Origin of the sequence: Marinobacter xiaoshiensis, from assembly GCF_031631795.1 — a bacterium.
Taxonomy (GTDB): Bacteria; Pseudomonadota; Gammaproteobacteria; order Pseudomonadales; family Oleiphilaceae; genus Marinobacter; species Marinobacter xiaoshiensis.
The window spans coordinates 93,256-107,316 of record NZ_JAVMBO010000010.1; the positions used below are offsets into that span (position 1 = coordinate 93,256).

General features: G+C 52.5%; 12 protein-coding genes and 1 tRNA gene. 1 reads left to right on the forward strand and 12 read right to left on the reverse strand.

The window, feature by feature from the left end:
* Positions 1-179 precede the first annotated feature (179 nt).
* Entirely contained in the window at positions 180-980 is an 801-nt protein-coding gene (locus RKA07_RS07980) for an inositol monophosphatase family protein (RefSeq protein WP_200204991.1), read from the forward strand.
* A gap of 112 nt (positions 981-1,092) precedes the next feature.
* Here RKA07_RS07980 and secF read toward each other — a convergent pair whose 3' ends face one another.
* The 12 genes from secF to flgH form a co-directional block, all read right to left on the reverse strand.
* Positions 1,093-2,046, reverse strand: coding sequence for a protein translocase subunit SecF (gene secF, locus RKA07_RS07985; RefSeq protein ID WP_200204992.1), 954 nt, complete (start codon positions 2,044-2,046; stop codon positions 1,093-1,095).
* On the reverse strand, positions 2,039-3,913 hold the full coding sequence (gene secD, locus RKA07_RS07990) for a protein translocase subunit SecD (protein WP_200204993.1): 1,875 nt from the start codon (positions 3,911-3,913) through the stop codon (positions 2,039-2,041). The genes secF and secD overlap by 8 nt, the downstream gene beginning before the upstream one ends.
* Before the next feature lie 94 nt (positions 3,914-4,007).
* Positions 4,008-4,340 carry a preprotein translocase subunit YajC gene (gene yajC / locus RKA07_RS07995; protein WP_200205026.1) on the reverse strand — a complete coding sequence of 111 codons (333 nt, stop codon included), beginning with the start codon at positions 4,338-4,340 and terminating at the stop codon, positions 4,008-4,010.
* Between the two features lie 63 nt (positions 4,341-4,403).
* Positions 4,404-5,525 (reverse strand): tRNA guanosine(34) transglycosylase Tgt, encoded by a 1,122-nt coding sequence (tgt, locus tag RKA07_RS08000; RefSeq protein WP_200205027.1) that lies wholly within the window; start codon positions 5,523-5,525, stop codon positions 4,404-4,406.
* Positions 5,526-5,539: 14 nt separating this feature from the next.
* Complete coding sequence (queA, locus tag RKA07_RS08005) at positions 5,540-6,646, reverse strand: tRNA preQ1(34) S-adenosylmethionine ribosyltransferase-isomerase QueA (protein WP_200204994.1); 1,107 nt, start codon at positions 6,644-6,646, stop codon at positions 5,540-5,542.
* 223 nt (positions 6,647-6,869) lie between these two features.
* Positions 6,870-7,517, reverse strand: a complete 648-nt coding sequence (locus RKA07_RS08010; protein WP_200204995.1) for a hypothetical protein — start codon at positions 7,515-7,517, stop codon at positions 6,870-6,872.
* A 263-nt stretch (positions 7,518-7,780) separates the two neighbouring features.
* Positions 7,781-7,867: transfer RNA gene (locus RKA07_RS08015), tRNA-Leu, on the reverse strand.
* An 81-nt stretch (positions 7,868-7,948) separates the two neighbouring features.
* Positions 7,949-9,190 carry a flagellar hook-associated protein FlgL gene (flgL, locus tag RKA07_RS08020; RefSeq protein WP_310966060.1) on the reverse strand — a complete coding sequence of 414 codons (1,242 nt, stop codon included), beginning with the start codon at positions 9,188-9,190 and terminating at the stop codon, positions 7,949-7,951.
* Between the two features lie 18 nt (positions 9,191-9,208).
* Positions 9,209-11,263, reverse strand: coding sequence for a flagellar hook-associated protein FlgK (gene flgK, locus RKA07_RS08025; protein ID WP_200371179.1), 2,055 nt, complete (start codon positions 11,261-11,263; stop codon positions 9,209-9,211).
* 3 nt (positions 11,264-11,266) lie between these two features.
* Complete coding sequence (gene flgJ / locus RKA07_RS08030) at positions 11,267-12,250, reverse strand: flagellar assembly peptidoglycan hydrolase FlgJ (protein ID WP_310966061.1); 984 nt, start codon at positions 12,248-12,250, stop codon at positions 11,267-11,269.
* 8 nt (positions 12,251-12,258) lie between these two features.
* A complete protein-coding gene (locus RKA07_RS08035) occupies positions 12,259-13,356 on the reverse strand; it encodes a flagellar basal body P-ring protein FlgI (RefSeq protein ID WP_200204999.1) in 1,098 nt (365 codons plus the stop codon).
* Positions 13,353-14,054 (reverse strand): flagellar basal body L-ring protein FlgH, encoded by a 702-nt coding sequence (gene flgH, locus RKA07_RS08040; protein WP_200205000.1) that lies wholly within the window; start codon positions 14,052-14,054, stop codon positions 13,353-13,355. The genes RKA07_RS08035 and flgH overlap by 4 nt, the downstream gene beginning before the upstream one ends.
* Positions 14,055-14,061 lie beyond the last annotated feature (7 nt).

The following is a 14,061-nucleotide window of genomic DNA, read 5'->3' on the forward strand; positions in this document are numbered from 1 at the left end:
GACTAGCCCGAGGTTAAAATTTAAGGGCGGCAATGATAGCAGAAACCAGATACCTTCTGCGCTCCGGATATTCCCTGACAAAGCAGCATCCGTGCTTTTCCTGAGTCAAAAAACATACAACGAAGGGGATCTTTTGCTATCATACCCGGCCTTCACACTCCCGGATAACGATCACACAGATGCAACCAGCTATTAAAATGGCCCTGCGCGTCGCGCGTCAAGGGTCGGATTACCTGAAAGCCCACTTCGAGCGCCAGGAGCCTACCGGAAAAGACGACGATGAGCGTCGCTTCCAGTTGGACCGGGTTGAGCAATCCATTTATGACAACTTTGCAGAGCAACTCGAAAAGGCCTACAAAGACCACACCATTGCGCCTCTGAATGAATCAGATGCCGGAACCAGCGAGCGAAGCTGGCATATTTTCCCGGTTTTGGGACGCGAAAACTTCCTTCGTGGCATCCCTGAGTTCGCTCTGGCATTGGCCCAAAAGAAGAACAACCGTACGGAAAACCTTCTTTTGGTTAATCCTGTCACCGGCGAAGAATACTCTGCCAGCCGTGGCCGAGGCGCCGCACTGAACAGCCGCCGAGTTCGGGTATCTGACGTCAAGCATGCTGAAAAAGCTGCGCTTGCAACCAACCTGCTTGACCAGGCGCGCAATAGCGAGAACCCGCTGTTGTGGGGCGAGATGGCCGCAGTATTGGCCCAGAATTCCTCTATGTTCCGCACGTCTGGCTGCGTTGTTCTTGATATAGCGCGGGTTTCGGCCGGCCTTCTTGATGCTGCCGTTATCTTCCGCCCTGATGCAGCAGATCTCGACCTTGGCGTAGCCTTGGCAATGGAGTCCGGTGCTCTTACCGCAGATTTTTCAGGCAACCCCTCAACAGACAAGGCGCGACAACTCGTAGTTGCCAACCCGAAGCTGTTCCGGGAGGTTCTCAAGGTATTGCACCCGTTCCGTGGTCGCCTACCCGCCTGAGCTGAATACGCTTAACCCCTGAACTAAGCCAAACCCAGGTTCAGGGCACAAAAAAACCGCCAACTAATTGTGGCGGTTTTTTTGTGCCCGGGTTATTAACCCGGAACCTGAACTACATACGGTCGAGCCACTCCGGTGGCTGCTCCTCTTCTTCACCCTCTCCCGTGCCCTCTTTTGCAGGCACCATGAGGTCTTCGCGAGAAACACCCATCACCATCAGCAAGTTGGCAGAGACATAGATAGATGAATAGGTACCCACCACCACACCTATAATCAATGCCAAAGCGAATTTGTTAATGGCTTCGCCTCCGAAGAAATACAGGGCCAGAAGAACCACCAACGTGGTGCCAGAGGTGTTTATGGTACGAGCAATAGTCTGATGGATAGACTCATTGATAATGTCCCAGGATTCACCCACCCGCATTTTCCGGAAATTCTCACGGATACGGTCTGCCACAACAATAGTGTCGTTCAGCGAGTAACCGATAATCGCAAGCAGAGCTGCAAGAACTGTGAGGTCAAACGTCCACTGGAACAGCGCGAAGATGCCAAGAACGATAATAACGTCGTGGGCCAAAGGCACCACCGACGCAATACCAAACTTGAACTGGAAGCGCATACCCACATAGATGAGTACCACCGCAAGCGCTATGAGAAGCGCAAGACCGCTGTTCTCCTTGAGTTCGTCGCCCACTTGCGACCCCACAAATTCGGAGCCTATCAGCTTCAGATCGCCACCATTTTGAGTCAAAACGCTGACGATCTCCTGAGCTAACTGATCATTACCCGATTCGTTAAGGCGCACAAGAACGATGGTATCAGCGCCGAAGTTCTGCACGACAAACTGCTCGTAACCAGCTTCGGTAAGCGTTGACCGAACCTCATCCAGTTGCGGTGCCTGCGCATATTCCAGCTCTACCGACGTACCACCGGTAAAATCCATGCCAAAGTTAAGGCCACGGATTCCAAGCAGCACAATAGACGCAACCACCAAGATAATGGAGATTACGGAAGCAAACTTCCGAAACCCCATAAAATCAAATTTTTGCTTCTGATCATCAGACATTGGCGTTTTTTCCTCCGATCGACAGTTTCTCGACCCTGCGGCCGCCATAAACCATATTGACGATACTGCGGCTGACCATCAGCCCTGAGAACATGGACGTCATAATCCCGATACACAGCGTCACTGCGAAACCTTTTACCGGGCCCGAGCCCATTGCGAAGAGGATAACTGCAACTAGCAATGTGGTTATGTTGGCATCGAAAATAGACACAAACGCACGTGAATAGCCGGCGTTAATGGAAAGTTGTGGCGACACCCCTGACCTCAACTCTTCCTTTATGCGCTCAAATATCAATACGTTAGCATCTACTGCCATACCCACTGTCAAAACGATACCGGCAATACCAGGCAGCGTTAGCGTAGCGGAGAGAATGGACATGCAAGCTATCAGAAGCATCAGGTTAATGGTCAGAGCGATATTTGCTACAACCCCAAACCCACGGTAATAGACCAGCATATACAGCAGCACAAGAATGAAACCCAGAGCTACCGACATCATACCCGCGTCAATATTCTTCTGCCCCAAGCTAGGCCCAATGGTACGCTCCTGTACAAAGTACATAGGCGCCGCCAACGCACCTGCGCGCAGAAGCAGCGCAAGCTCGGATGCTTCAGGTATGGAATCCAACCCGGTGATACGGAAACTGCTACCCAGAGCAGACTGAACGGTCGCGAGGCTGATAATTCCTTTCTCTACGATACGCTTGTCGACTTCAACAGGTTCGCCATCCACCATTCTGGTTTCAGTTTCGGTACGGAATTCGATGAACAACACTGCCATGCGCCGCCCTATGGCATTCCGCGTAGCGCGATTCATTAAATCGCCACCGATAGAATCCATAGTGATGCTTACCTGAGGCTGGCCATTTTCATCAAAAGCCTGCTGGGCGTTTGCCACATTATTGCCAGTAGCAATCGTGTCCCGCTCCAGGCGGGCAGTGCGTTGGCGCTCATTGCGGAAACTGAACTGCTCTGTTTCGCCAGCGGGAGCATCCGGGCGGGCTTCCATGCGGAATTCCAGGTTTGCCGTAGCACCGAGAACCCGTTTGGCCTGAGCAGTATCCTGCACACCTGGGAGCTCAACAATAATCCTGTCAGCGCCCTGTTGCTGAACCAAAGGCTCGGCAACACCCAACTCGTTCACCCGGTTGCGAATGGTAGTCAGGTTTTGCTCGAGGGCATACTTTCGAATTGCGTTTACTTCGCTTTCAGAAAGCGTAAGAACAATCTGGAACTCATCACCAACGGTTTTCTCATCTAACAGAAACTCGTTGTACTGACGCTTGATCAGGTTAAAGGCTTCGGTGCGCGACGCTTCGTCACGGAAGCTCAAAACGATATCACGGGTACCTTTAACGTCCCCCCCGCGGTAGCGTATGCGCTCTTCGCGAAGCTCTCGCTTGATCTGCCCTGAAACCGCCTCCAATCTCTGACCAACAGCGGTATCCATATCAACTTCAAGCAAAAAGTGGACGCCGCCACGCAGATCAAGGCCAAGTTTCATCGGCCCTGCACCCAGACTTTTCAGCCAGGCTGGCGTGGACGGTGCCATATTCAACGCGACGAGATAGTCTCTGCCAAGAGCGGCCTGAACGGCAGGGCGAGCACGCAACTGGTCATCGGAACTGGTTAACCGTATAAGGGCATCCCGATCCTCAAGCGTGCTGCTTTTAACCTCAATGCCATCCGATTCCAGTGCTTTTACGGCTCTTTCCAGAACAGCGGAGTTTACTTCAGTGCTACTGCGAGCACCCGTGATCTGTACAGCGTAATCATCGGGAAACAGGTTAGGTAAAGCGTAGATAAACCCGATCACGATCGCGACCAGGATAATCAGGTTTTTCCAAAGCGGGTACTTGTTCAGCATGGGATCCCTTGTAGCCGGCCTAAAAGCCGGCCTTGGTGTTTCAGCCAGGAAGGTTCAGGCCGGCAGGTATCAGGGCCGACCAGAGAGTCCTTGCTCAGATGTCTTTGAGCGTACCTTTAGGCAGTGCGGCGGCTACAGCCACTTTCTGTACCTTTACTTCAACATTGTCGGCAATCTCAACAACGATGAAGTCGTCAGCAACTTTGGTGATCTTTCCGGCAATGCCGCCAGAGGTAATCACTTCATCACCCTTGTTCAAGCCGGACATAAGTGACTTGTGCTCTTTCGCACGCTTGGACTGTGGGCGCCAGATCAGGAAATAGAAAATAAGAATAAAGCCGGCAAAAAAGATAACCTGACCCATAACACCCATGCCACCTGGAGCAGGGGCCGCCTGGGCCATTGCCAATGCTGGCATCATTGCCATAAGGCCGGCCAAAAACAACTTGACTGATTTCATCAAAATTCTCCGTTGATTAAGCAAAAGGATTTACTCATTACCCATGGCAGGCACTGTCTCGCCGCGCAGAGCATAGAAGTCATTTATAAAGCTCGACAATGTACCTGCTTCAATGGCCCCGCGCAATCCGGCCATAAGGTTCTGGTAGTAGCGCAGATTGTGGATTGTATTCAGCTGCGAACCGAGCATTTCTCCACATTTATCCAGATGATGCAGATAGCTTCTCGAAAAATTCTTGCAGGTATAGCAATCACACCGCTCATCCAAAGGACCAGTATCATGGCGATGTCTGGCATTTCGGATTTTTACGATTCCAGTGGATGTGAACAAGTAGCCGTTGCGGGCATTCCTTGTAGGCATGACACAATCAAACATGTCGACTCCACGGCGTACTGCCTCCACCAGATCCTCTGGCCGACCAACACCCATAAGATACCGCGGTTTGTCCGCCGGCATCCTGGTTGGCAAATGGTCGAGTATTCGGATCATGTCCTCTTTGGGCTCTCCAACAGAAAGCCCCCCAATGGCGTAGCCATCGAATCCTATATCTGTAAGACCTTCAAGGGAACGATCGCGCAGGGATTCATACATCCCGCCCTGAACAATACCGAACAGCGCAGAAGGACTGTCTCCATGGGCGTCCTTGCTGCGCTTTGCCCAGCGTAGCGAAAGCTCCATGGACTCCTTTGCCTGCTTCTCTGTTGCAGGATAAGGCGTACACTCGTCAAAAATCATGACGATATCAGAGCCCAGATCGCGCTGTACCTGAATCGCGATTTCTGGTGACAACTCCACCGGCGATCCATCTACCGGCGAACGAAACGTCACCTTTTCTTCCGTGATCTTTCGCATCTCACCCAGACTGAACACCTGAAAGCCGCCGGAATCTGTAAGAATCGGCCCTTTCCACTGCGTAAAATCATGGAGGTCACCATGAGCCTTGATCACTTCCGTGCCAGGGCGCAACATCAGGTGAAATGTATTACCGAGAATAATTTCTGCGCCGGTTTCGTGGATATCCCGGGGCAACATTCCCTTTACCGTGCCGTAGGTACCTACCGGCATAAACGCTGGCGTTTCGACAGTTCCACGGGGGAATGTCAGCCTGCCACGCCGGGCCAGGCCATCTTCCCCCAGTTTTTCAAAGGTCATAAAACAGGACTGGCTCACGACTTATCTCCGGTATTGAATGTTGATGGGCTAGCCGCAGGCTCATCGTGCGCGCCTAGCAGCATACCCCTGCTCGGCTCCTGCCCGGTAATAAACATGGCATCGCCGTAGCTGAAAAAGCGGTACTTTTCGCTAATCGCTTCATGGTACGCCCGCATTACATGCGCATACCCCGCAAACGCGCTGACGAGCATGATGAGCGTGGATTCTGGCAAATGAAAGTTAGTCACCAGTGCGTCTACGGTCTGGAACCGATAGCCGGGGTAGATAAATATATCGGTTTCGCCCTGAAAGGGTTCAAGGCGACCGCTCCGACTGGCAGACTCCAGCGATCGCACAGACGTTGTACCAACAGCAATTACTCGCCCCCCCCGGGCTCGGGTTCGCTTGACCGCATCCACCGCATCTTGAGACACATGCACTATTTCACTGTGCATAATATGTTCATCTACATTCTCTACCCGCACAGGCTGAAAAGTACCCGCCCCCACATGAAGGGTAACAAACGTACTTTCAATACCCCGGACCTTCAAAACATCCAAAATTTCCGAATCAAAGTGCAAGCCTGCTGTCGGCGCAGCAACCGCACCGGATTCTTTCGCGTAAACGGTTTGATACCGCTCGCGATCGGTTGATTCATCAGGACGATCAACATACGGCGGCAGCGGCATGTGCCCAATCCGCTCCAGCAGATCCAGCACCGGCTCACTTGCCTCACTTTCAAGATGGAACAAGGCATCGTTTCGCCCCGTCATACGCAGCGCGCTGCCATCTTCAAGGATTACCCTCTGCCCTTCCTTTAATGCTTTCGAGGCACGAACATGCGCAACAAGGCTATGTTCTCCGGTAACTCGCTCAACCAATACTTCAACCTGGCCACCGGTTTCTTTTTTGCCGAACAGCCGGGCCGGTATAACACGTGTGTTATTAAAAACGAGCAGGTCGCCTGATTGGAGTAAATCCGGTAGATCGGTAAAAGCCCGGTGTGCAGTGTCGCCGGTACTGCCATCAAGACATAGCATACGGGAAGCACTGCGTTCCCTGAGGGGGTACCGGGCGATGAGCTCATCCGGGAGATCAAAATGAAAATCGGAGACGTTCATGGACCAGACTATTCAAGGCGCCGCATTACTGCGACTTGATTGGGGTAGCTGCAGATGCCAGTTCCGGATCGCTGCTGGTTAATTTCCGTAAGTGACTGATTTAGCAGGATTCACACACTTACGGAGGCGGCATAGTATCGCACGCCCACCAGCCTGGTTACAACCGCGCAGCGCTAGTAACCCACGCTGCAGCATAGTGTAACCGACCAGGGCCTGAACACCCTTATTTGCCCTTCTTTACGTGGGGCAAGGTTTTTTCAAGCGCTTTAACAATAACCGCTCCAAAGTCTTTGGCAGCAGAATCTATGGATGTTGGATCAACGGTGCTGGAATAAAGTTGCCAAACGGGCTTGGCGGAGTCGGTATCAAACAACGTCGATTTCAACGCGTAGGTCGTTGTTTCTTCGTAATCAGCTGGCGCTACCGTTGTCTGCATGTAAGTAGATGCAGCGAGAGGCCCAAAGGATGTAACGATTGGCTGATAGTTCACTTGCTCCGGCACATACCGTGATTCGCGCTGCTTGCTCACAAGCGAAACCACCAGAACACCATCGTAATTTCCGGCTCTGGCATCTTCTGCAACGAGGTTCTGCAGCCTGGTAGGATCGCCCCAGGGGATGTCAGAATTCGACATTGCAAATCGACTGGCCTTGAAGTCACTCTTGTTCAATTCAGCTACAAGCTCGGCTTCAATCGCTGAGCGGTTGTGCTCTTTTTCCGTTACCGCAAACACCATTACGCGCTTATAGTCTTTATCAACCTCTGAAACCGCATCAATTCGCTCAACCTTCGTACCGGAGCTAGCGCACCCGGCCAAAAGTGCAACAATAAAAAACCAGACATATTTCATCATCGCCGTAGATCCTTTCATACTCTCCCTCTTGATCCTCTGGGCCCCATGATCGGACCTTTTCTTATTTATCAGCTCGATACTTCGATTCGGTTCGCAAGCATTATAGTTCAGCAGCTCCCGGGCAACCTATCAATCGCCCGCAAAAATTCTCAAATTAGTGAACTGCGTACGCATGCTCCCCCGCCTTTCCCGAAAACATGAAAAACAAGCAGGCACAAAAAAACCAGCCTTGAAGCTGGTTCTTTGTTTCTCTTCGGTGTTAAAAACCTTCGCAAGTTTTTTGGTAGCGGCGGGCGGACTCGAACCGCCACACTATTTCTAGCAACGGATTTTGAATCCGTCGTGTCTACCAATTCCACCACGCCGCCAACGAAGAGAGGGGGAATTATACTGAGCCTGCCCGTGAAATCAATACACAGAGACAGGAGTTTTCCCGCTGGCCCGAATATTTATAAACGATCGAACAGCGATAGCTGCGAAACCCTGGCAAACGACTGCTGTGCGGCCTGCAGTACAAAACTCTGGAAACTCAAGATGCTGATTGCTTCTGCATAATCAACATCCTGCAGCTGCGAGCGGATTTCATTGGTATACACCGAAGAATCTGCCAAAAAGCTTTTAGTGGATTCAACCGCGTTCATGCGCCCGCCGAGCTCTGTTTGCTTGAGGATAAAACTCTCCTGAGCGTTATCGAGATTCACCAGAGATTGCGCGATCAAGTCGTCATATTCAGCCAGGCCTTCCGGAGTGCCTTTATTGATTGAGTCCAGGCCGGCAATCAGGTTCTCGATGGTGCCGAAGACAGATTGCTTCTCACCCACCTTCAACGTGAACGTATCCGTCGTGGCTGCGGTCACGCCGGTAATGCTTGCCTCGATCCCGGCAACAACAAACACACCTCCATCCTCGTAATCCGGCGGGGTAACAGTCAACGTCCGCGGTGGAGTGCTGTTATTATCAGTGGCCAACACTTGGGGGGTAGGCCCGCTGTAATCTACCTCAAGCGTTATATCGTTGGGGAAGCCGCCCGGAAACGCACCAGCCAAATCGGCCTCGTTAACCACCTTAACGCCTGAAATAGACTCTCCCACAGGGGTTGTACCATCAAACTGCCCTGTCACCGCCGCAGGCACATTCACAAAAATGCCCTTGCCATTATCACTGATCGGCACGGTTACGCCGTCATCAATCTCCAGAACGCGCTGGCCTTCATCGCCATTATATTCGTACTTGCCTTGGTCATTTACCTGAAAGGCCTGCACCGACCCCTGGAACCCGCTAAAAATGTACTCACCTGACGCATCCCGGGTGTTCCCGATATTCGCCAGTTGCCCTAACCGCTCTTTCATTTCAGAAGAGATCGACTTGCGGTCGTTCGGTGACAAAGCCCCGTTGCCCGCCTGCACAGTTAACTCGCGGATGCGCTGAATAACGTCCACCGCGCTGGTTAGCGCACTTTCTTCCTGCTTGAGCCGGTTATCCGCTAAATCCACATTGCGCTCGTAGGTCTTGACCCGTGAAAGCTCCTGATCCAGCTTGAGAATACGGGCCGCAGCCACCGGATCGTCCGACGGCTTATTCACCCGCTTACCCGTGGATATCTGTTGTTGCGTGTTGTTCAGGTTACTGTTCAACTCCTGCAACCGGTTAATACCGCTTGAGAACACCTGTTGTGATGAAATTCTGATCATGTCACATCACCTCGTCTGCTACCGGAACGTCTGCAACAGCGTATTGAATAGATCCTGGGCCACTGAAATCACCTGTGCCGAGGCGTTATAAGCGGCCTGGTACTGAATCAGCCTGCCGGCTTCCTCATCAAGGTTTACCCCTGAAACAGACTCCCGCTGGGCCGTGGATTGCTCCAGCAGGGTTTTTCCTGCAGAAAGATCAAACTGGCTCTGGCGTGTTTTTACACCAATATCTTCAACCAAACCGGCGTAGCCTTCAGTGAAGCTCTGGCTTTTGCCGTTCAGTGTATTAGCGGTGCCCAATGCAGCCAGTAGCTCAGCGTTGCGGTTGTCTGACACGCCGTTGCTGTTGTAGTTAATCTCGAAGGTATCACCTACCGCTGGCTGCCCTGTCAGCTTGAACTGAAAGCCCTGATAATCCGCTCCCGCAGCAGGGTCGCTGCTAAAGACCAGATTGATATTGCCGCCAGTGTATTCCCTTGGAGAGCCGATAGTAGGTGCACTCGAAGGATCACCAGGCACAGCCTCCGGACCCTTTACAACGTACCTTATGCCCGTAGAGCCACCCGCCTCAAACATGATCGTTAAAGGCCCATTCGCCAACTCACCGGCAGTCTGAAAACCCGGCAACAACGAACCCGTAAATGGGCTGCGCACGTCCAGCATGGTGCCCTGGTCAATCTTGCCGGTGCCTACGTTCTGCTCACCGGTAGTGGCCCTTATCGGGCTGGCAAATGCCAGGTCTTCTTCCCGGTTTACTTGCAAGCCCATGGACTGCGCAGCGTTTCGGCTTGGCTGAATCAGGTACTTGTCACCCGCATTGAACGTGCCGCCCTCAATACGAATATTAAATCCGGGCATGGAAATTTCAGACTGCACAGGGTTCGGCAGTCGGCCCTGATTAACAACCTTCCCGGTGGCTTTGTCGATAAGTTCAAAGCTACTGCCATCGCCACTGAACTGAAGTGTCCAGCTACCCGCCGGCAGTTTTGTGCTGTCGGTAATCTCAACTGCCAATCGTCCATCTTTCGGCAACTGATTGTTGGCGTTGGCCACTACACGGCTTCGCTGCACAGCCAGGTCATTTATGTCGTTAAAAAACAGCCCGCCAAGATCACCCTCAAGATCCATCCCGATTTCGTGCTGATGGTTCACGCTGGCAGCAAGCCCGATAGCAATCCGCCCCAATTCATCAAATGCGGGTTTCAGTGCCTCATTATCAAAACGCCGCAAACCACCAAGTTTTCCACCGGTAATCTGTTCGTCAATATTGAGAGTGCGGCCACCGGTACTGAGCGTAAATTCCAGGCGGGTAAGATCTTCGGCATTATTCCGGGTACCAAGCTGGGCAGCATTGTTTCCAACAACAAGAGACAGACCGTTGGATAGAGAAACGTTTACCTGGCTACCTTCTGTTTCTGTTACCCGTATGTTCACCAGTTCAGAGAGTTGGCGCAGTTTTTCGTCACGCTGGTCCAATAACTCGTTGGGCATTCTGCCCTGGGCCAGCCCCGGAGATTCAGAAATAGCCAGGTTCAGATCGGCAATACTGTTAAGCAGGGTATTGGCATCCTTGGCACCCTGTTGCATCTGAGTCTTTATCGATTCCCGCTGCTGAATGAACTCCTGGCTCAGGGCTTGAAACCGATTAACCACCTGCTGCGCCTCGCTCAGAACCAGTTGGCGCTGCGGCAAAGAGGCAGGATCTTCTGCAGCATTCTGCAGGCTTGCAAAGAAGTTGTTCAGGGCATTGTTCAGCCCCGTGGTCTCACCGCCCAGCAAGTTATCAAGCCGGCTCAGTTCGGAATTCAGAGTTTGCTGTTCGCCGGCCAGAGTACTGTCTTCACGAACCTGCTGCACAAGGAACTCATTCGCCAGCCTGCGAATGTCTACAATGCTAACGCCCTTACCGATTGTACCGGCACCGGTGCGTTGTCCCTGCTGGGTTTCAAACACCACTTCCTGCCGACTGTAGCCAGGCGTATTTGCGTTGGTAATGTTATTGCCCGTGGTATTCAGAGCACTCTGGTGGCCAAGGATACCGGACAGGCCAATCCCAATCAGTCCCGCCATAATTTACTCCCCGGCTCCATTGCCCATTGAAAGTGTCATCAGAGAATCACGGTTCATTATCCGGTTGATCTTGTCCCCATACTGCGGATCAGTAGCGTAGCCGGCTTCCTGCAGCTTTCTGGCAAACACGTCTGGCTGATCGGCGCTGGCCAATACATCACGGTAACGGGGGTTCGATTCCAGGAAGGCCACATAATCACGGAAGCTGGATTCGTAATCCGGATACGCGCGGAAATCAGCACGCTCTTTCATCGGCACACCCTCACGGAACTCAGTGGTGGTTATAGTCACCGCATCACCCTGCCAACGTTTGTCTGCCTTGATACCAAAGAGGTTAAAACTGGGCTGGTTTCCGTCGCCACGAATCATGTGCCGACCCCAACCGGTTTCCAGAGCCGCTTGAGCAACCATCAGTTTGGGGCTAATTCCGGTATCCGCAGCAATCGTTTCCGCCACTGGCAGCAATGTACTTACAAAGTGCTCAGGCGAGTCAAACTGTTCAGGCAACATAGCTGTTGGGGCGATCGGGTTTGCATTTGATTTCTGCGCAACCTCTGCCACTTCATCCACTCTTTCTGGCAAACGATGTGAAATGACCGGCAGGCTGCGTTCATAGTCCGTCAGCACCTTCTTTTGAGCAGCCAAGGGGCTACCCTGTTTATCCATTCCAGGAATGCTTTTGCTCAGCTGTCGCACAAGAGCATCTGCAAGCCCGGTGCCCTGCCCGCCAGCCATGGTGAGGCTGAGCTGGCTGTCGAACATGTCACGATACATCTCAGATTGATTGCTATTGAGGTAGTTGCCCTCAGCAAACACATCTCCCGCTTTGCGCATGGACTTCAGCATTTCAGACAGAAAAATACTCTCAAACTGGCGCGCCACTTCCTCCAGCGCCGCCTGTTTGTCATCCCCGGCGCTGTGCTTCAGTGCATTCAGACCACTAAAATCTGTGTATACCCTGGCTTGTTGAAGCTGATAGTCCTGCATCACATCACCTAGATAACAATAAGCTCAGCGCGCAATGCGCCAGCCTGTTTGAGGGCTTCCAGCACAGCCATTACATCGCCAGGAGCCGCACCTACCTGGTTTACAGCCTGCACAATTTCATTAAGCGTAACCGCCGGCCCAAACTTGAACATGCGGGCGGGGTCTTCAGTAATAGCAATCTGGCTATCCAACTCGATCGCCGTAGTGCCACCAGAAAATGGCAAAGGCTGCTGAACCGCCGGGTTTTCCTGAATGGTCACCGTAAGGTTGCCGTGAGTAACGGCCGCAGGGCTCACTTTCACATTTTGCCCAACAACAATGGTTCCAGTGCGGCTGTTTATGACGACTTTTGCAGATTCCTCCGCCGGCTCTACTTCGAGATTTTCGAGAATGGACAAAAAGCTCACACGCTGCGACGGGTCGCGCGGGGCGCGGACCGAGATAGCAGTCGCATCATGGGCATAAGCCATATCAGGGCCCAGAAACTCGTTAACCACCTCCACCACGCGCCTGGCCGTAGTGAAATCCGGGCGCATCAGGTTAAAGGTAATCGTGTCACCACGAGTAAATGGTGAGACAATTTCACGCTCAATGGTCGCGCCATTGGGAATTCGGCCAACACTGGGTACGTTTACTGTAATACGTGAACCGTCCTGCCCCTGAGCGCCAAAACCGCCCACCACAAGACTGCCTTGAGCCATAGCATAAACATTACCATCAGCGCCTTTCAGGGGCGCCATTAGCAGGGTACCGCCACGCAAGCTGTCGGCATTACCGATGGATGAAACGGTTATATCCATTTCCTGCCCCATCTTGGCAAACGGCGGCAAGGTTGCACTGACAGTCACCGCAGCCACGTTCGCCAGGTTCGGGTTTACCCCCTCGGGCAAAGTGATACCAAACTGGTTCATCATGTTTCTAAACGTCTGATTGGTGAATGGTGCTTTATCACCTGTACCATCCAAACCAACCACCAAGCCATAACCCACGAGCTGGTTGTTACGTACTCCTTTGATCCGTGCCAGGTCCTTCAGCCGGTCAGCCATTACAGGCCCTGCCATTACGGCAAGCATCAGTGAGAGAACCACGCACCGGCGAAATGTCATAGGGGCCACCACTCACTGTTGAAGAACCGGGCCAGCCAGCCCATCTGATTCGCCTGATCGAAGTCTCCGGTGCCACCGTATGCAATGCGGGCATCAGCTATACGGCTGGATGCAACTATGTTGCCCGGATCGATATCCTGTGGCCGCACAAGCCCCGTCAGACGCACATATTCATCGCCATTGGTCAGCGAGATCCACTTCTCGCCCCGCACCTTGAGTACGCCATTTGGCAAAACTTCTGTAACCGTTACCGTAATGCTGCCCGCCAGACTGTTGCTCTGGTCTGCCTCGGCTTTGCCATTAAAGTCTCTTTCATTCTTGATGGATGTTGCGATACCAAAATCATTCCTGCCCAGAATATTGGGCTCTGGCAGTGAAATATCACTGTCCTTGTTGATCTTGGTTTCCGCATTCTTGCTGGCTCTTGTGGACTCTTTAAGCGTAACTGTCAGCACGTCTCCCACATTCAGCGCAACCGTATCGCCATAGAAATTGTAGTTACGGGAACTCTGGTAAATGGCGCCCGACTCCGGATCGCGCTGCATCATGGCTTGAGCACGTACTGGTGCGTAAGCGGGATCATTCGGCTCGGCCCGGGGCCGACTCATGGCCGTACATCCCTGCAACAGGATCAACAGCCAAACCAACAGGAGAGTTCCTGCTGGCCGGGTTATCCAGGTTGATGTAATCGGTTTCATGAGCACA